Annotated in this window: 14 protein-coding genes; 9 read left to right on the top strand and 5 right to left on the bottom strand. The window is 36.8% G+C overall.

Annotated features, from left to right (window positions below; translation table 11 throughout):
• The first annotated feature begins 42 nt into the window (after positions 1-42).
• The 4 genes from HMPREF9456_RS10285 to HMPREF9456_RS10270 all read left to right on the top strand — a co-directional run bounded on the left by HMPREF9456_RS10285 (position 43) and on the right by HMPREF9456_RS10270 (position 7,707).
• Entirely contained in the window at positions 43-2,898 is a 2,856-nt protein-coding gene (locus tag HMPREF9456_RS10285) for a TonB-dependent receptor (RefSeq protein WP_006843461.1), read from the top strand.
• 41 nt (positions 2,899-2,939) lie between these two features.
• Positions 2,940-4,466 carry a hypothetical protein gene (locus tag HMPREF9456_RS10280; protein ID WP_018074974.1) on the top strand — a complete coding sequence of 509 codons (1,527 nt, stop codon included), beginning with the start codon at positions 2,940-2,942 and terminating at the stop codon, positions 4,464-4,466.
• A 265-nt stretch (positions 4,467-4,731) separates the two neighbouring features.
• Positions 4,732-5,550, top strand: coding sequence for a 3-methyl-2-oxobutanoate hydroxymethyltransferase (panB, locus tag HMPREF9456_RS10275; RefSeq protein ID WP_006843459.1), 819 nt, complete (start codon positions 4,732-4,734; stop codon positions 5,548-5,550).
• A 72-nt stretch (positions 5,551-5,622) separates the two neighbouring features.
• Positions 5,623-7,707, top strand: coding sequence for a DNA topoisomerase 3 (locus HMPREF9456_RS10270; protein WP_006843458.1), 2,085 nt, complete (start codon positions 5,623-5,625; stop codon positions 7,705-7,707).
• An 81-nt stretch (positions 7,708-7,788) separates the two neighbouring features.
• Here HMPREF9456_RS10270 and HMPREF9456_RS10265 read toward each other — a convergent pair whose 3' ends face one another.
• Complete coding sequence (locus HMPREF9456_RS10265; RefSeq protein ID WP_018074973.1) at positions 7,789-8,028, bottom strand: hypothetical protein; 240 nt, start codon at positions 8,026-8,028, stop codon at positions 7,789-7,791.
• A 120-nt stretch (positions 8,029-8,148) separates the two neighbouring features.
• On the bottom strand, positions 8,149-9,315 hold the full coding sequence (locus HMPREF9456_RS10260) for an AIR synthase related protein (RefSeq protein ID WP_006843456.1): 1,167 nt from the start codon (positions 9,313-9,315) through the stop codon (positions 8,149-8,151).
• A 199-nt stretch (positions 9,316-9,514) separates the two neighbouring features.
• Here HMPREF9456_RS10260 and HMPREF9456_RS10255 point away from each other — a divergent pair, with 199 nt between their 5' ends.
• Positions 9,515-10,033 carry an NUDIX hydrolase gene (locus HMPREF9456_RS10255; RefSeq protein ID WP_006843455.1) on the top strand — a complete coding sequence of 173 codons (519 nt, stop codon included), beginning with the start codon at positions 9,515-9,517 and terminating at the stop codon, positions 10,031-10,033.
• Between the two features lie 7 nt (positions 10,034-10,040).
• Here HMPREF9456_RS10255 and HMPREF9456_RS10250 read toward each other — a convergent pair whose 3' ends face one another.
• Positions 10,041-10,679, bottom strand: coding sequence for an HAD family hydrolase (locus HMPREF9456_RS10250; RefSeq protein WP_006843454.1), 639 nt, complete (start codon positions 10,677-10,679; stop codon positions 10,041-10,043).
• A 423-nt stretch (positions 10,680-11,102) separates the two neighbouring features.
• Here HMPREF9456_RS10250 and HMPREF9456_RS10245 point away from each other — a divergent pair, with 423 nt between their 5' ends.
• The 4 genes from HMPREF9456_RS10245 (at position 11,103) to HMPREF9456_RS10230 (ending at position 16,029) form a co-directional block, all read left to right on the top strand.
• Positions 11,103-11,624 (top strand): shikimate kinase, encoded by a 522-nt coding sequence (locus HMPREF9456_RS10245; RefSeq protein WP_018074972.1) that lies wholly within the window; start codon positions 11,103-11,105, stop codon positions 11,622-11,624.
• Entirely contained in the window at positions 11,621-13,234 is a 1,614-nt protein-coding gene (locus HMPREF9456_RS10240) for a trypsin-like peptidase domain-containing protein (protein WP_006843452.1), read from the top strand. The genes HMPREF9456_RS10245 and HMPREF9456_RS10240 overlap by 4 nt, the downstream gene beginning before the upstream one ends.
• Positions 13,235-13,257: 23 nt before the next feature.
• Positions 13,258-14,622 carry a DNA repair protein RadA gene (gene radA, locus HMPREF9456_RS10235; RefSeq protein ID WP_006843451.1) on the top strand — a complete coding sequence of 455 codons (1,365 nt, stop codon included), beginning with the start codon at positions 13,258-13,260 and terminating at the stop codon, positions 14,620-14,622.
• A 114-nt stretch (positions 14,623-14,736) separates the two neighbouring features.
• Positions 14,737-16,029 (top strand): bifunctional folylpolyglutamate synthase/dihydrofolate synthase, encoded by a 1,293-nt coding sequence (locus HMPREF9456_RS10230; RefSeq protein WP_006843450.1) that lies wholly within the window; start codon positions 14,737-14,739, stop codon positions 16,027-16,029.
• 15 nt (positions 16,030-16,044) lie between these two features.
• Here the strand turns inward: HMPREF9456_RS10230 and HMPREF9456_RS10225 are convergent, their stop codons facing one another.
• The gene (locus HMPREF9456_RS10225) at positions 16,045-17,823 is read right to left on the bottom strand and encodes a L,D-transpeptidase family protein (RefSeq protein WP_006843449.1); all 1,779 of its coding nucleotides are present in this window, start codon (positions 17,821-17,823) and stop codon (positions 16,045-16,047) included.
• 105 nt (positions 17,824-17,928) lie between these two features.
• Complete coding sequence (locus tag HMPREF9456_RS10220; RefSeq protein ID WP_006843448.1) at positions 17,929-19,602, bottom strand: putative transporter; 1,674 nt, start codon at positions 19,600-19,602, stop codon at positions 17,929-17,931.
• Positions 19,603-19,676: the final 74 nt, after the last annotated feature.

The raw sequence follows: 19,676 nt of genomic DNA, 5'->3' as shown, positions 1-19,676 counted from the left end.
AAAAATGTAAGTGATTTGCAATGTAAAATATCAAATAAATATATGTTTAAAATTGACTATTCAGTGAAAAAGAAGAACCGCAACTTACTAAAATCAATGTTGCTTGTATTTACGTTATTATCAATAACTACACTTTCGGGTCAGACCATTCTTACCGGAAGTATTATAGATGCAAAAACAAAAGAATCTCTACCGGGAGTTACCATTTCTGTTAAGAACACAACAATAGGTGCTATTTCTGACGAAGATGGAAAATATGAGTTGAAGCTTACTCCGGGGAAATATACCATCGTAACTTCTTACATTTCATATCAACCATTAGAAATTACAGATGTAGAGATCAAGAAAGGAGAGCCCACGGTAGTAGATATTCCCATGATAGAAGCATCGCATACATTAGGCGAAGTATATGTTGTAGCCTTGGGACGTATAAATTCCGAAGTGTCTTTACTGAGCTCTATACGAAAGTCGAATGCAGTAGTCAGTGGAGTATCCTCACAGCAAATTGCAAAAAGTCAGGATAGAGATGCATCGGAGGTGATAAGACGTATTCCCGGCATATCTATTATAGATGATAAGTTTGTTGTTGCCAGAGGGCTTTCTCAAAGATATAATAATGTATGGGTAAATAATAGTACTATACCAAGCTCTGAAGCAGATAGCCGATCTTTCTCATTCGATATATTGCCAAGCTCACAGATAGAAAATATTATGATTGTAAAATCTCCGCAACCGGAGCTACCGGCTGACTTTTCGGGAGGTTTCATTAAAGTAGAAACAAAAGGAATTCCGAATGAAAACTCTATACAAGTCAGTTACGGAGCGGGTATAAATACGCAAACTCAATTTAAGGATTTTAAATATAGTAAAGGTAGTGCAACAGATTTTCTTGGATTTGATAACGGTATGAGAAGTCTTTCGAGTGCATTTTCATCGGGACGTATAGATAATGATAATTCTCAGCAAGTAACAGATCTTACCCAAAACGGATTCAATAACGATTGGCTTGTAAAAAACAAAAAACCATTACCCGATCAGCGTTTAGGTTTTGTTATCAACCGAAAATATACAGGTGCGAATAACAGTATGTGGGGGCTGATAGCTGCTCTGAATTATAGCAATACAAGCAAGACTTTTACCGATATGGAAAACTCCCGATATGGAGTCTATGATTCGGACAATGATAAACCATATTTTACATTTAAGTATAAAGACAATCAGTATAACAATGATGCAAGGGTAGGGGCTTTGGCTAACCTGATATACATGCCGAACGATAAGCACCATTTCGAATTTCGAAATATATTGAACCAAATAGGTAAAAATAGATATACTGAGCGTGAAGGGTATCAAAATACAAGTGGTTTCTATGGGCAACGAAAAGCAGAATATATCTATAGCAGTCGTCTTGCTTATTCGGCGCAATTCGCAGGGAAACACACCTTGACTGAAAAAGATAAACTGGATTGGGTATTAGGCTTTTCTTACAGTAATAGAAATCAACCCGACAGACGTATTATCAATTGGGAGCAAAATGGTTATCCGGGTGATGCTCATTATATGGAATATCAAATCGATCAAAATGATATAACACGTGACTATAACAAACTAAACGAATATAATTATTCCTTTTCTGCCAATTATACACATGATTTCTCTTTTGATAATGGATTTAAACCGTCTATAAAAGCAGGTGTATATGGAGAGTATAGAGATCGGAATTACAATACACGCTATTTTAAATATCGCTGGATTCCTGAGAATCTCGATGAAGATTTTGGATATAAAGATGTTTATACTCAAATGCTGATCCCCCAAAACTATGGAGCAACTAAGCTGTATGTTTATGATGATACCGATCGATTAAATGATTATTCGGGAACAAATACACAGGCTGCAAGCTATATCGGCTTCAATATTCCACTGAATAAATTGAATATTTATACCGGAGTTCGCTTAGAGCACAACAAAATGTCTTTGAAAAGCTATACAACAATATCAGGAGATAAATCAAAAACATCAGATTATAACTATACAGATATATTTCCTTCATTGAATGCTTCTTACAATTTGTCTAGCGATCATTTGGTAAGATTGGCTTATGGACGATCTACAAACAGACAGGAATTTAGAGAAATATCATCTTCGTCATACTATGACTTCGATTTGTTCAGTTTTGTTTCGGGTAATCCTGATTTAAAACCTGCATATGTCAATAATTTTGACTTAAGATATGAGTTTTATCCTTCCAACTCAGAAATCTTCTCGGTAGCTCTATTTTACAAAAACTTTACGAATCCGATAGAATGGACTTATCTCGATGGAGGTGGAACATATATCTATACGTTCAAAAATGCGGATAATGCGGATAATTATGGTATTGAAGTAGATATAAAGAAAAGTTTAGATTTTATAGGGCTTAACAACTTCTCTTTGATCTTCAACGGATCTCTGATAAAAAGCGAGGTAAAGTTTAAAGAAAGAAGTAGTGCCAACTACGACCGCCCTATGCAAGGTCAATCTCCTTATCTGGTAAATACAGGTATTTTCTATCAGAATGAAAAATTGGGAATTAATGCAACGGCGCTCTATAATATAATTGGGAAACGTATAGTTGGTATTGGCCGTGTATCTACTACTTCGGGTGGATCTGTGAACAATGATATTCCTGATATGTATGAGATGCCAAGAAGTGTGGTAGACTTTATTATAACTAAAAAATTCGGGAAGCATTTTGAGCTGAATGCAGCAGTAAAAGATATACTTGCCGCAAAAGTAAAGTACGCTCAATTTCCTAAGTTCATAGATGCAGATGGCAATACACAGGAAAGAGAACAAATAACAAAAGAATTTAAGACCGGACAAAATATATCATTAACAGCTAGATACTCTTTTTAAACAAACAAATTATAAATAAGAAAGTAATACATTTTAATAATATGAATATGAAGACATTAAATTTATTTGGAAAATTATTTTTAGTCGCATCTATTGCTATTCTATCAGCTTGTTCTGATAATGGTAATGATGATCCAACAGTAGATCCGTCTAAAGAGCAGATCTTATTTAACAATGGTACCGAAATAGGCAATGGTGAGCAGGAATTTAGCATAAAAGAGAGCCATACACTAGCCAAAGGTACTTATGTGTTGAAAGGTTGGGTATACATCGAAGATGGTGCTACGCTGACTATCGAACCGGGTACTATTATCAAAGGTGATAAAAATACAAAAGCAGCAATTATAGCAAAAAGAGGCGGCAAGCTAATCGCCAAAGGAACAGCTTCTGCACCTATTGTATTTACTTCTAATCAGGCGGCAGGAAGCCGTAAGCCGGGAGACTGGGGAGGTATTATACTTTGCGGTAGAGCAAAAAATAATATTGATATCGTGGATGGAATGCAAATAGAAGGTGGAGTAAATGCCAAACATGGCGGTAATGACGATAATGATAACTCTGGTATAATCAGCTATGTGAGAATTGAGTATGCCGGATTTCCTTTTGCAACAGACCAAGAGATCAATGGTTTGACAATGGGTTCTGTAGGTCGTGGTACACAAATAGATCACGTGCAAGTATCTTACTCTAATGATGACTCTTTCGAATGGTTTGGCGGAACTGTAAATGCTAAATATCTTGTAGCATATCACGGATGGGACGATGATTTCGATACAGATAATGGTTATTCAGGTAATCTTCAATTCCTTTTAGGTGTTAGAAATCCTCAAATTGCAGACCAATCTTTATCTAATGGTTTCGAATCAGACAACAATGCGAATGGTACAACGGACGAGCCATATACAAAAGCTGTATTTAGTAATGTGACGCTAATCGGGCCAATCGGACAAACTACAGATTTTGCTAATACAACTCAATACATTACAGGCAATGGGGTAAATCCGAATAATGGGTCGAGACTCGGTGTATTCCAAGCTGCAATACAAATTCGTCGCAACTCTCGTTTGAATCTTTTCAACTCTGTTGCTACAGGCTATCCGGTAGGTTTAATATTAGATAACCAAAAAGGAACTACTCAAAAATGGGCTGAAGACGGTATTATTAAATTGCAGAACAATGTTTTTGCAGGTATGGGAGTACTTGGAGCTGACATTAACAAACAATCTCCGACATGGACAGATCAATTGTCAACAAATGGAACATCTATAACAGACGAAACAAAAGCATCATTCTCAAGTACATTCTTTAAACTTTCAGCTAATAATAATAAAGTTTTGACTAGTGTTTCAGACCTGAAATTGAAACAACCAAATAGTAAAGCGGGTAGTCCTAACTACGGTCCTGTTTCAGGCAGCCCTGTACTCGGATTAGCTTCATTTACAAATGCTTCGTTATCAGATTCATTCTTCACTAAAGTAACCTATTCAGGTGCCTTTGCCAGTGACTCTAGCAATGATAATTGGTTGCAAGGATGGACAAATTTTGATCCTCAAAACACTACTTACTAATAATAACAGAAATTTTCAAAATGAGAAAAGGCCGGATGTGAAAAACATTCGGCTTTTTATGCTTAATATTGGGGATACCAATAAGTATATAAGTGCATAAAATAGAAGAGAATGCAGCGTATATTCTCCTTTCTTAACACGATTCTGTAATTGCATTGTTTTAACAAAGAGAAATTATATCAGGGTAATATTAACCCTTAAATTGATACTTTAATCATATCTTTGTGTCTTTAAATCCATAATTTTTAACCATAAAAAGGAGATTATGTCTACATACACAGAAGATAACCGCAAGGTCACTACTCGTCGCCTGATAGAAATGAAACAGCGTGGCGAAAAAATTTCAATGCTTACAGCGTACGATTTTTCAATGGCATCTATCATCGATCAGGCAGGAATGGATGTTATCTTAGTTGGTGACTCAGCCTCTAATGTAATGGTTGGTAATGTTACTACTCTTCCGATGACGTTGGAACAAATGATTTATCATGGGCGTTCTGTCATGAATGCCGTTAAACGGTCTTTAGTTGTTGTTGACATGCCCTTCGGTACAGTGTCAGGTAATCCATTAAAGTCTCTGGAATATGCAATCCGCATGATGAAAGAAACCGGAGCCGATGCTATTAAAGTAGAGGGTGGAGAAGAAGTTATCTCGGATATCAAGAAGATAATCGATGCCGGTATTCCAGTAATGGGGCACTTAGGGCTTATGCCACAATCTATAAATAAATATGGTACGTATAATGTGAGAGCAAAAGATCAGACGGAAGCAGATAAGCTGCTAAAGGATGCTCTTAAACTTCAGGAAGTAGGTTGTTTTGGTGTCGTATTAGAAAAGATACCTACAGAGCTGACAAAACAAGTCACATCAAAACTATCAATTCCTACTATCGGTATAGGGGCGGGACCTCATGCTGACGGACAGGTCTTAGTGGTACATGATATGCTTGGGATAAATAAAAATTTCTCTCCTAAATTTTTACGTCGTTATGCAGATTTACATTCCGTAATGACTGAGGCCGTTCAGAATTATATCAAGGATGTGAAGACTTCTGATTTCCCGAATGAAGACGAAAGTTATTAGAGCGTGATCTCTGTTGCAGAGTATAGCTAATGTATTGAATAATATATATATATATAAGGAATTGACAAATAAATGAAGGTTTGTATTGCAGAAAAACCAAGTGTTGCAAGAGAGATAGCAAGTATTTTAGGAGCGAATGCTCGTAAAGATGGTTATTTTGAGGGCAATGGCTATCAGGTGACATGGACCTTCGGACACTTCTGTACGCTTAAAGAGCCGCACGAATACACCCAAGAATGGAAGAAATGGTCTCTGTTCGTATTACCAATGATCCCTCCTCGTTTTGGTATAAAAATTATTGATAATGATGGTGTTAAGAAGCAATTCTCGGTTATTGAAACCTTAATCTCCCGAGCTGCTGAGGTTATAAATTGTGGGGATGCCGGACAGGAAGGAGAATTAATTCAACGTTGGGTATTACAAAAAGCTCAATGCAAAGTTCCTGTAAAACGTTTATGGATATCATCATTGACAGAGGATTCGATACGCGAAGGGTTTAACAATCTTAAAGAAGAGCAGGTCTTCGATAAGCTTTATGAAGCCGGATTGTCCAGAGCAATAGGCGATTGGCTGTTAGGTATGAATGCCACCCGATTATATACCGTAAAGTATGGACAAAATAGATCGGTACTGTCTATCGGACGAGTGCAAACACCTACATTGGCACTAATTGTCAACCGTCAACTCGAGATTGAGAACTTTAAGCCAGAACCTTATTGGGAGCTAAAAACAGTATATAGAGAAACAACATTCTCTGCAACAAAAGGACGGTTTCTGGTCAAAGAAGAAGGTGAAAAGTTTCTTGAAGAAATAAAGCAAGCTGATTTTGAAGTAACGGATGTATCAGTTAAGAAAGGAGAAGAGGCACCTCCACGCTTGTTCGACCTTACTGCTCTACAGGTGGAATGCAATAAAAAGTATGCATTCTCGGCAGAAGATACATTAAAGACGATACAGTCATTGTATGAAAAGAAACTGGTGACATATCCTCGTGTTGATACTACATTCCTTAGTGATGATATTTATCCTAAAATTCCTGCTATTTTACGAGGAATAAGTGGATATGAAGAACTTGTGAAGCCTTTATTGGTATTGGCAAAGATTCCGAAATCAAAAAAGGTTTTTGATAACAGTAAAGTTACCGATCACCACGCTATTATACCTACAGGTGTAAGGGCGAATGCGATAGCAGGTAACGAACAAAAGGTTTATGATCTTATAACAAGGCGTTTTATTTCAGCTTTTTATCCAAATTGTAAAATAGCAACTACGACCGTTCTGGGTGAAGTAAATAAAATAGAATTTAAGGTAACGGGCAAACAAATTCTGGAACCCGGCTGGCGAGTAGTATTTGAAAAGCAAGTAGAAAATCAGGATGAAAAAGAAGAGGATGCCGATGATAACATACTGCCTGCTTTCGAAAAAGGAGAATCAGGACCTCATATCCCAGCCTTGAATGAAAAGTGGACTCAGCCACCTAAATATTATACCGAAGCAACTTTATTGCGGGCTATGGAAACGGCCGGAAAACTTGTGGATGATGACGAGTTACGTGATGCTCTAAAAGAAAATGGTATAGGTCGTCCTTCTACACGGGCAGCAATAATAGAAACATTGTTTAAACGGAACTATATCCGCAAGGAACGAAAGAATCTGTATGCTACTCAAACAGGGGTTGAGCTTATTGGTACAATCAAAGAAGAGCTGCTCAAATCAGCCGAACTAACCGGAATCTGGGAGAAAAAGTTACGTCAGATAGAACGAAATGAATATGATCCTCGTCAGTTTATCGACGAACTCAAGCAAATGCTAACCGAGATTGTAGCCAATGTGAAAAATGATTGGGGTACGACTATAACAATACAAGAAGCCGTAAAAGAAGAGGCAAAATCAACAAAGAAACCGACTAAGGAAAAGAAAACCAGCGATAAAAAAACAACCCCAAAGCCTAAGAAAGAAAAGAAAACCGAATCTAAAAATAGCGAGCCTCTATCTTGTCCGTTGTGCAAAGTCGGTAAAATATTGAAAGGGAAAACGGCTTACGGATGTTCTGAGTGGAAACAGGGCTGTACCTTCCGTTTGACCTTTGATGAAGTTGGTGATAATTTGACTGATGATGAACTAAAAGCAATATTTGAAACGAAATATAAGTCTTAGTTTCTATTCTATTAATCGATCATATATAAAAAGAAAGAGCTATCATCCATTGATAGCTCTTATTTTTACCTTAAGTTTTAATTACTTTTTCTTATCTGCAGCAGCTTTGTCTTTGCAACAAGCTTTTTTATCTCCGTCTTTTGTACAAGCTTTTTTGTCGGCAGCAGCTTTGTCTTTACAGCATGCTTTCTTTTCTCCGTCTTTAGTACATTCTGTTTTTGATTTAGGACAATCTTTTTTAGGTGCTTTGTCTTGAGCCATTACACTTGTTGATGCAATTAAAGCTAAACACATAATTGCCGACATGATCATTTTTTTCATACTTTGTACGCTATTAAGTGAATATTAATATTTTGTTTGAATACAAATATAATAGCAAATCAAATAGAATTTAATTAACTAAAGTTAAATTTGATAATCAAATACAGTAACTATTCCTAATTAATATTCAAAACGACCAAATTCACTATCGATAAGCAGTTCTGTCTTGTCCGACTTCTCAACGTATCCCACAATTTGAGCATCAATGCCGAAAGACTTTGATATATCGATTACTGCCTCGGCGTATTCCGAAGGTAAGTATATTTCCATACGATGCCCCATATTGAATACTTTGTACATTTCTTTCCAATCGGTTCCCGATTGTTCTTGTATCAGTTTAAATAAAGGAGGCACAGGGAACAAGTTGTTCTTTGTTATCTTTACTTTATCTACAAAGTGGAGAACCTTTGTTTGTGCTCCTCCCGAACAGTGTACCATACCATGTATCACCGGGCGTAATTTATCTAATATTTGCTTGATAACTGGTGCATAAGTACGAGTAGGAGAGAGAACCAGTTTACCGGCATCAATTCCTAATCCTTCGATCATATCCGTTAATTTCATATTGCCTGAATAAACCAAATTGGACGGAATAGACGAATCGTAGCTTTCAGGATACTTGGTTGCTAAATAGTTAGCAAATACATCATGGCGGGCAGATGTTAATCCGTTGCTACCCATACCGCCATTGTACTCTTTTTCGTATGTGGCTTGTCCGTATGAAGATAGACCTACAATAACGTCACCATCCTGTATCTTGTTGTTAGATATTACATCCGATTTTTTCATACGGCAGGTAACCGTACTGTCTACTATTATTGTACGCACGAGGTCGCCTACATCGGCAGTTTCGCCTCCGGTAGGATATATATTTACTCCTAGTGACGATAATTCTTCACAAAGATCGTTTGTTCCCTGTATAATAGCTGAGATTACTTCGCCCGGAATCAGCATTTTATTACGTCCTATAGTAGACGACAATAGAATGTTGTCTGTAGCTCCTACACACAGGAGGTCGTCTATATTCATTATCAATGCATCTTGTGCAATACCTTTCCAAACCGACAGGTCGCCGGTTTCTTTCCAATACATATACGCTAACGAAGACTTTGTTCCTGCTCCGTCGGCATGCATAATATTGCAGTATTCGGCATCACCGCCTAATATATCGGGGATTATTTTACAAAAAGCCTTAGGGAATATTCCTTTATCGATGTTTTTTATAGCATTATGTACATCTTCTTTCGATGCTGAAACGCCACGCTGGTTGTATCGTTGGTCACTCATTATTATATGAATATATTTAAGCTGCAAAGTTAATAAAATAGAGGTAATATCGAAATAAGAAATACAGTTCTAATTTCTGCAACTATATAATGCTATATATTATTCTGTTTTAGATGAGAATTGAATAAAAAATGAGAAGAAATTAAGTGTATACTTCGGTGTAAATTTTATCTTTGTTGGAATAATAAAAAAGACTTTAATGCAAGAAGAAATATTTCCCCTGGTAGATGAACAAGGCATTGTAGTTGGGCAAGCACCACGTAGTGTCTGTCATGATGGGTCAAAGTTGTTACACCCTGTAATTCATCTCCACATCTTTAATTCTAAAGGTGAATTGTATTTACAAAAACGTTCTGCGACAAAAGATGTACAGCCCAATAGATGGGATTCATCTGTAGCGGGGCATATAGATTTGCACGAAACACCCGAAAATGCAGCATTGCGCGAGGCCTCCGAAGAATTAAACATATCGGATATTAAGCCTCACTATATAACAAAATATATTATAGAGACGGATAGGGAACGTGAATTAAGCTATTGTTATTGCGCTATATACGATGGAAGTTTTAAGCTAAATATGGAAGAACTTGCCGACGGACGGTTTTGGACGATCGATGAGATACAAAAAGAGTTGGGTAAAGATGTATTTACCTTAAATTTTGAATCCGACTTCAGGTTGTTCCTACACAAAGGCTCTCAAAATATAGCTCAACAGTAGTCTTAATCTAGTTGATATACTTGATGACTTGCTGTATATCTGAAAAATCTGAAATTATAAAATCAGCTTTACCTTGAAGTTCATTTTCGGGAATTGTAGTGGAAACACCTACAACACGCATTCCTGCATCTTTGCCCGCTCGTATTCCATGAAAAGAATCTTCGAATACAACGCATTCTGAAGGAGATACATTCAGGTCTTCCGCAGCTAACAGGTAGCATGCCGGATTAGGTTTACCTTTGGTTATGCGTGCCGCTGTAACTTCGGTATCGAATATCTCAGATAAATTTAAAATATCCAAAGCACGTTTCATTTTGAAGTCCTGCGAACTGGTTACCAATCCTATTTTATAGTTATTGTTTTTCAGATACTCAATAAACTCCATGACACCGTCTACCAATGGAAAGTCCATTTGTAATTCGAATTCGCCTAATTCTTTCTCTACTGTTTTTACTTCTTCTTTGGGTAAGTGGCTAAAATATTTTTTTAATATGTCCGGACTAGTTGTTCCTTTTACTTTCAAAGCAAAATTTTCGATACCCAGATTATATTTTTCGCCTAATGCATCAATGTATATATCATATTGAGGTTCGGTATTGGCTATTACCCCATCAAAGTCAAACAGTACGGTTGTTATTTTTGTCATATTTCAATATTATTTCTTCTTTTCCGCTGCAAAGGTAAGGTTTTAAATCGTCATTAACAATTAGCGTTTGACTTGTAAAGAGTTACTATATTTTTTTGTCTAAAATATCTATAATAAAGTACTGTTACGATTGAACCCTAAATTCAATTATATCGCCTATTCCTTACATAATGTATAGCAGAAAAGTGACAATAATAATTATATAAAAAAGTGTCACCTTTGTCACCTTTTGTTATGTAACTGTTTGGAATATATCGTATTGTGGGATATTTCGAATTGTCACTTTTCTGCTATACATTATATAAAGAATGTCAGAAAAGTTACCATTAAAGTACAATTAATGGTTATTCGCTAAAGAATCGGTGTTGTAAAAAAGCTTCTTTATTTATTTTATTTATATTTTTGTATATTTGATTGTTTAAGATGAGAAGAATATTCCTGATAGGATATATGGGCGCTGGAAAAACCACAGCAGGGAGAGAGCTTGCAAAAGAGCTCGATCTTGAATTTGTTGATTTAGACCACTTCATACAGGCTCGCTATCAAAAAACAGTAGGACAGATTTTTGCAGATGTTGGAGAAAGCGAATTTCGCAATATTGAAAAGAGCGTTCTGAAAGAAGTAGGTGAGTTCGAAGATGTCGTAATATCTACCGGAGGAGGGACACCTTGCTTTTTTGATAATATAGACTATATGAATAAAGTAGGTACAACCATTTATTTGAAAGCATCGGCTGATGTGCTGGCTTCCCGATTGAATGATTGTAAAGATAAACGCCCTCTGATAAAAGATAAAAATGAGGAGGAACTTCTAAGGTTTGTAACAGATACCCTAGAGAAAAGAGAGCCTTTTTATTCCAAAGCTAAAATTATATATGAAACTGAGGTGTTGGTCACTCGTGAAGATGTAAATGAGTATGTTCGGAAATTAATAAAATTATTATGAACTTAAGTCTGATTCGTTTTTTAGCAGGTATTACTTTATTATCCTGTATTATTTCACTCTCTGCCCAAGAAAAGCAATATAGTTTCAATAAAGATAAATCGAAATTGACTCTCATTGTTGAAAAAGAAAACACAAAATTATTAGTAGTAAAAAATAATGTAAAAAGAAGAGGTCTTCCGCTCAAAGAAGCTAAGATTTATACATTAGATATAGCTTCCGACACAGTTGGCACATGGTCAGTATTGCCTACAAAAGAAAATGTTTGGAAATTGTCTTTTGATATTCCCGATGCCAAAGGTTTTTATATAGGATTTGATGATTTTTATTTACCGGAAGGGTCTCAATTATATGTATATGAAAAAAGCAATGTGAAAAATGCTATTGTATACAAACATGAAGATAATCCTCAAGGAGGAGCTTATTCTATCGAAAATCTGAAAGGAGATAATGTCGTATTAGAATATGTTGCACCACAAAATCTAGGAATTCCACGATTGCATATATCCGATGTAGGGTATAAATATGTTGATGAACAAGGCGACCCTATCAGTGGCTTTGATAACACATCTAATTCTTGTATGGTAAATATAAATTGTGCAGAAGGCGGCTTTTGGAAGAATCAGAAAAAAGGAGTACTGCAGTTGCGTGTCAAAAGAGGAGGTAGTACTTATCTTTGCTCGGGTACGTTAATTAATAATACGAGTGAAGATAAAACGCCTTATGTGTTAACTGCATATCATTGTTTTGAATACTTATCGTCGTCAATAATATCTAATACTGAATTCTTTTTTGATTACGAGACTCCCGAATGTGAAATAGAAAACAGACCCAACTATAAATATCATAAAGGCGCAAAGCCATTGGTACTTAATTCAATTGATGATGGTTCTGACGGCGCTCTGCTTAAGTTGTCTGAGCCAATTCCCGATACATGGGATGTATACTACAATGGCTGGGATAGAACAAATGATGGCGCAAGCGTAACAGGTGGAGCTGTAATTCATCATCCTCTGGGAGATGTGAAAAAAATCTCTCTATTTAATAAGTCTCTAACTTCGGGGAAATGGGATCCGGACTCTGAAGACGAACCAGATGGTACTCAATGGATTGTAAATTACTATAAAGGCGCAACTGAGGGAGGTTCTTCGGGTGCTCCTCTATTTAACCAAAACGGTTATGTGGTAGGCACATTATCCGGAGGTGAAAGCAATTGTTCAAATTTGGGATTAGCTGATTCTTTTGGTAAATTTTGGTTTCATTGGGATCAGTACTATGATTCGGATCAACATATGTCTAAATATTTAGATCCCAATAATACAGGTGCTACTAAGTTGAAGGGGTTGAGTTCGCTTGGAACCAATGATCCAAATCCTGATCAACAGCCGGAATTCCTCGTATATTTTAAAGGTGATGTCTTGCGCATATATGCTAAAGATATATTAAAGAAAGTAAGTATTGCAGACTTAAACGGACGAATATTGTATACTAAAACCACAGGTTTTGATTCTTCTATATTTGAAGAAACGTTCTATGGATGGCGTCCGGGAGTATATATTGTCTCTGTGGATGTTTCGGGAAGATCTACGAAGTCGTTAAAAGTAATGAAGTAAAAGAAGAAAGATTCAATAATAAAATGGCTAAAACCAAAACAGTATATGTTTGTAACAACTGTGGAAATGATTCTCCTAAATGGCTAGGGAAGTGCCCTGTATGTGGAGAATGGAATACCTATGTCGAAGAGATTGTCACTAAAGAAAGCTCATCGAGAGGGAATTCCAACTTATTTGAAACATCTAAGGCGAAGCCCTTATTATTGAAAGAAGTAGAAACGGGAGAAGAACCTCGTATAGACTTGCACGATGGAGAATTGAACCGTGTGCTTGGAGGAGGACTGGTTCCCGGTTCATTGGTGCTGATTGGTGGTGAACCGGGCATCGGAAAGTCGACACTCGTTTTACAAACAGTCTTAGGGCTGAGAAAAATAAAAACATTATATGTTTCGGGAGAAGAGAGTGCCAGGCAATTGAAATTACGTGCCGATCGTATAAACTCCAATAGTGAGAACTGTTTTATCGTATGTGAAACAAATCTCGAACAGATATTCGTACATATACAAAATCTGAAACCGGATTTTGTTATCATAGACTCTATACAGACAATCTTCACAGAAACAGTAGAATCGTCTCCGGGTAGTGTATCTCAAGTCCGTGAATGTTCGGCTTCAATACTTAAGTTTGCTAAAGAGACAGGAACCCCTGTGGTTCTTATCGGGCATATAAATAAAGAAGGAAGTATTGCCGGACCAAAAGTGCTGGAGCATATTGTAGATACAGTACTGCAATTCGAAGGAGATCAGCATTATATGTATCGTATCTTGCGAAGTATAAAAAACCGTTTTGGGAGTACTGCCGAACTCGGTATTTACGAAATGAGACAGAATGGGCTTCGTGAAGTTAGTAATCCGTCTGAATTGCTGTTAACTCAGAATCACGAAGGGCTGAGCGGTGTTTCTATTGCCGCAGCTATAGAAGGAATACGTCCGTTTCTTATAGAAACTCAGGCTTTGGTAAGTACTGCTGCTTATGGGACTCCTCAACGTTCGGCTACAGGTTTTGATCTGCGACGGATGAATATGTTACTTGCGGTATTAGAGAAAAGAGCAGGTTTTAAGCTGATACAAAAAGATGTATTTCTTAATATTGCAGGAGGGCTTAGAGTAAATGACCCCGCAATGGATTTGTCTGTAATCAGTGCGGTACTGTCTTCAAGCTTGGATATTTCCATCGAGAAGCATGTTTGTATGACTGGCGAAGTGGGCTTGTCGGGTGAAATACGTCCCGTAAACCGTATTGAACAAAGAATATTGGAAGCAGAGAAGCTGGGCTTTTCTAAGATACTTGTTCCTCAAAATAACCTGAAAGGATTTACCTCGAAAGTGAATATTGAGATCGTGCAAGTACGAAAAGTAGAAGAAGCTTTCAGGCAGCTATTTGGATGAAAATATAACGATATGACATATCTTTTTTGCTTATTACGTTATTTGGTGGTTTGATAAGGTGTCTCTCCCGTTATATTGCAACTGATAAAGAAAAGGATAAAAGAATAGTTTAGAATGAATTACGAAGAAACACTAGAATACTTATATAATCAATTACCTGTTTATCAAAAAGTAGGAGGTACTGCCTATAAAGAAGGATTGGACAACAGTCTATCTCTCGATAAATATTTTTCACACCCTCATACCAAGTATAAGACAATTCATATTGCAGGAACAAACGGAAAAGGTTCTACCTCACATTTATTAGCCGCAGTTTTGCAACAATCAGGATATAAGGTTGGACTATATACTTCTCCTCATCTAGTTGACTTCAGAGAGCGTATCCGTGTAAATGGTGAGAAGATATCGAAACAATATGTTTTGGATTTTGTAACAAAACACAGAGAAGCTTACGAACCGATACAGCCTTCTTTCTTTGAATTGACGATGATGATGGCTTTTCAGTATTTTGCCGACACGAATGTTGACATTGCTATTATAGAAGTCGGACTCGGAGGAAGACTGGATAGTACTAATATTATAACACCGATTTTGAGCATAATCACCAATATTAGCTTCGATCATATGCAGTTTTTGGGTAATACACTAGAGAAAATTGCGGCTGAAAAAGCTGGTATAATCAAGAAAGATATTCCTGTTATTATTGGTGAAGCCGAAGAGGATGTCCGCAAAGTATTTGACGATACAGCAAAGAGAGTAGGGGCTCCGATTGTTTTTGCAGAAGATGAAAAACTAATACACTCAAGCTTGCGTACTGCCAGTGGGTGGTTGTATGATACAAAATACTATCAGCAACTCAAAGGTGAACTTTCGGGTTATGCCCAGATAAAAAATACGGCGACAGTACTATGTGCTATACGTGAACTTCAAAAGCAGGGCTATATAATACCATCGAAGGCCGTATATAATAGTTTTGCCTATGTGAATGAATATACCGGACTGATGGGACGCTGGCAAATATTACAAGATTACAATCCCAAAATTGTATGTGATACAGGGCATAATGAAGCCGGAATGAAATATATATCGGAACAGCTTGTGAATGAGCGTTATGATACCTTACATATTATTCTAGGTATGGTAAATGATAAGGATATTTCTTCCGTATTATCCTTACTCCCTAAAAAAGCTATTTATTACTTTACTAAAGCATCTGTACCTCGGTCGATGAACGAACGAAGCTTGCAAGAATTAGCTGTCAAAAAAGGACTTACAGGCTATTCATACCCTACGGTGAAAGAAGCTATTCGTGCAGCAAAAGATTGGGCTACACCAAGTGATTTTATATTTATAGGAGGAAGCAATTTCGTTGTAGCTGATGCACTTATCGAATTCGGCTATGAATAGAAGCAATGCAGGGTATTAATTCTTTTGCTCTTTCTTTACTTTACTATGTTGCGGCTTTAGTGCATTCAGTATTGCACTATCATATTCATACACATCATCAGCATAGTATAGCATATCGTCGTCAGGATACATGTAGACTGTATAATAATCGATGAATAAAGAGATCTTTTCTTTAGGATTAAGAATATCAGGTAACTTTTTTAATTTGTTTTCCTGTGCGAGCTTCTTGCCAGCTTTTGATATAGGTTGTTTATCTATACTATAAAATAATCGATCTTTGTATATGTCGTCTGATGTGGTCGACATACAAAAGAAAGCCAGATCGAAAGGTTTTTGTACTCTGACACATCCATGACTTACGGCTCTGTTTTTTCGTCCGAATGCCGCTTTAGATGGGGTGTCGTGTAAGTATACTGAAAATGCGTTGCTGAACATGAATTTTACTAAGCCAAGAGCATTACTTTCTCCGGGACTTTGACGAATTGTATATGAAAATTTAGAAGGGTCAACTTCTTTCCAGTTAATAGTCGTAATATCTACTTCTTTACCGTTCCTATACAGTTTCATGTTGTGACGCTTAATGTATGTTGGATCTTTTTTCTGTAATACAGCTACTTCTTTCTGTGCTATACTTGTTGGAATATTCCATATCGGATTCAGGTTCAAGTAGCTGATGTCACTTTGTAATAAAGGCGTTTTATTAGTCGCAGTACCAACACAAACCTTCATAATCAGAGGGAGACTGTCTTGCTCCGTTGCCGTAAGGTATGCCGATGCTACATTTACTTCGATATGCTTGTTATGCTTTGCTTTTGTCATTTTCCAGCGATAACGTTCCATGTTAGCCTGTAGCTTTTCGAGATAGTAATCCAATGGTCTATTTAGCGCATCTATAGTCAGCTTACCTATTTCTTTTTCTTCCGGATATGAGTTCTTTTTACGGAATATATTTATTGCCTCTAGCAGATTTTCATCCAGCATCATCTCAGAAGAATCATCCCTGATAGAATCACTTTCTGCGATAACATATTCTCCCGTTAGGGCGAGTCTTTGAGCAATCTCTGATATATGTTTATTCTTATCTCCCAGTTTATAGGTTGCTGTACTTGTTATCGTTTTAAACCCTTGCTCTTTTTTCTCTTTCAGTTCCTGATATTCTTTTTGAAGTCTCAGATAAATAGCATCTGTAGGAACCGAATTAATGATACTCGAGATTGGATCTTCTTTCAACTCCTTGTATATCTCTTGGTAGAAAGTAGAGTCAGGGGTTAATATTGATATATCATAATCTTTTTTGTAAAGCTTTTTGGGGTTGATAAAGCCGTATTTCATCCCTTTGATGTATTTCACGGCAGACAGTGAAGATGTCAGCTCCAAGTCAACCATCTTGTTATACAAGTCGTCAAGGTTATACAGACCTGCGTCTATGGAATCTGTAATAGCTTTTATTCTACTTACAGAGAAATACTCAGGAGATAATCCATGTATATTGCTCTCATTTAGAATAGAGACAAAGTTTTTTAATTTATCTACATCCAATGTATCATGTGACCAAATAGGATGATATACATCTTCGCTATAAAATGGCAATAATAGGGAGTCTTTTAGAATAAGGTCATGTATAGTCTCTTTTATCTGCTGCGGGTTATAATCGGGGTATAGTCGTGCAAATTTAGACTTAGCTACCTGTTTATTTGTTGATTCGCTAAGCTTTGTAGTTTCCTTTTCTTTACAGTCCGTGAAGCTAAAAATTAAGAATGCTAAGACTAAAGAAATGGATAATATTTTTTTCATAAAAGTAAAGTTGATCAAGTACAAGTGTTTTTAGAAAGACAAAAGTATACAAAAAGTTATGATAGTACAAAAGTGTTAAGATCTATGATGTTACTTATAATTATCTCAGAAAAACAACATCAGCAACAATTGTGTGAAAACGATCCGAGCAAACATGGATACCGGATACACTGTAGCATAAGCAACGGCAGGTTCATCACCGTCGATAGTCGAATTGACATAGCTTAAAGCCATCGGATTAGCCATACTGCCACAAAGCATTCCTACATTCCGGGCAAAGTCGATCTTATATACTTTCATCGCTATCAATGCAACAATAAGTACCGGTACAACTGTGAGTATAAATCCAAATCCAATCCATATCAGTCCTTCGGTTTGGAATACTGTTTCGAAGAAATGTTCTCCTGCTCCGATACCCAGGCAAGCCAGATATACAGTCAATCCAAACTGTCGCATTAGTAAATTGGCACTTTGTGTTGTATAAGTAGTAATATGAAATCGAGGGCCAAATGACCCCATCAAAATTCCTACAATAATAGGACCGCCGGCAATCCCTAACCTGATCGGAAAATCCATCCCCGGAAAAGGTATAGGTAAGGCTCCAAGTATAAGGCCTAGCGCGATCCCAAGAAATATTGCTATCAGATTTGGTGTATTCAATCGCTTCTCCTCATCACCAAGTATTTTAGCAACATTATCTATCGATGCTTTTTCTCCCACTACAGTAAGTTTATCTCCAATTTGTAGCATAAGATCAGATGATGCCAATAGGTCTATACCTGCACGGTTGATACGAGTTATGTTTATTCCATAATTATTGCGAAGTTTTAGACTCCCCAGTTTTTCACCGTTTATTTTGCTATTGGTGATAATGATTCTTCTCGATACTAATTGACTATTATCTATGTGGTTCCAGTCTATATCTTCTTTATTCCAGTCGACGTTTTCTTGTTCTCCAAACAGAACTTTGATATGCTCTACATCGCTCTTTTTGGATATGATAAGCAGGTGGTCGTTATGCCTGAGGATACTCGCAGAAGTAGGAATCGTAACTATACCATCGTGCCAGATACGCGAAATAACGAAATGTTTAGCAGTTAATTTCATTATATCAACTATTGATTTCCCTTCTATAGCCGGATTGGTTATATGAAATTCACCTACGTGCATTTCATTCTCTTTCTTTTCTGATAGCTTTGCAAATTCTTCGTTTGGAACAAAGCACTTTCTGAGAAATATTATCGCCAGAATGACTCCCACTACTCCTAATGGATAGGCAATGGCTGTAGCCAAAGCCATATCGGCTATTACCCTTGAGTTTCCACTGATTTGTTGTAATGCCTGCTGAGCAGCACCAAGAGCCGGTGTATTTGTCGTGGCACCACATAATATTCCTACCATATTAGGAAGGGATATGTCACTCGCATAGCTAAATATAACGGTGAGGATAAGTCCGAGAAATACAACTCCCAAGGCAAGCATATTCATTCTCAATCCTCCAGCCCTTAAGGATGAAAAGAATCCCGGTCCTACTTGTAACCCTAATGCATAAACAAAAAGAATCAGCCCAAAGTTTTGAGCAAAGTTGAGCATGTCTTTGTTAAGGTCGAAATTGAAGTGACCAATAACGATGCCTACAAAGAACACAAAAGTAATACCAAGGGAGATATTGAGAAGTTTTAGTTTTCCTAGCTGTAGTCCAACAGCAGAAACTATAGATATAATTATAATTGATAGAACCGATGGTGATTCTATTATGGTTTTCATAAACCAATCCATACAATTTACTACTTATAAATGGACTGCAAAGGTAAAACATTTAATGTGAAAGAGCCAATATCCGCATACGAAAA

The sequence above is a fragment of the Dysgonomonas mossii DSM 22836 genome, assembly GCF_000213575.1.
Classification (GTDB): Bacteria; Bacteroidota; Bacteroidia; order Bacteroidales; family Dysgonomonadaceae; genus Dysgonomonas; species Dysgonomonas mossii.
Note: the sequence above shows the minus strand (reverse complement) of the source record. Positions and strands in the feature narration are given on the sequence as shown.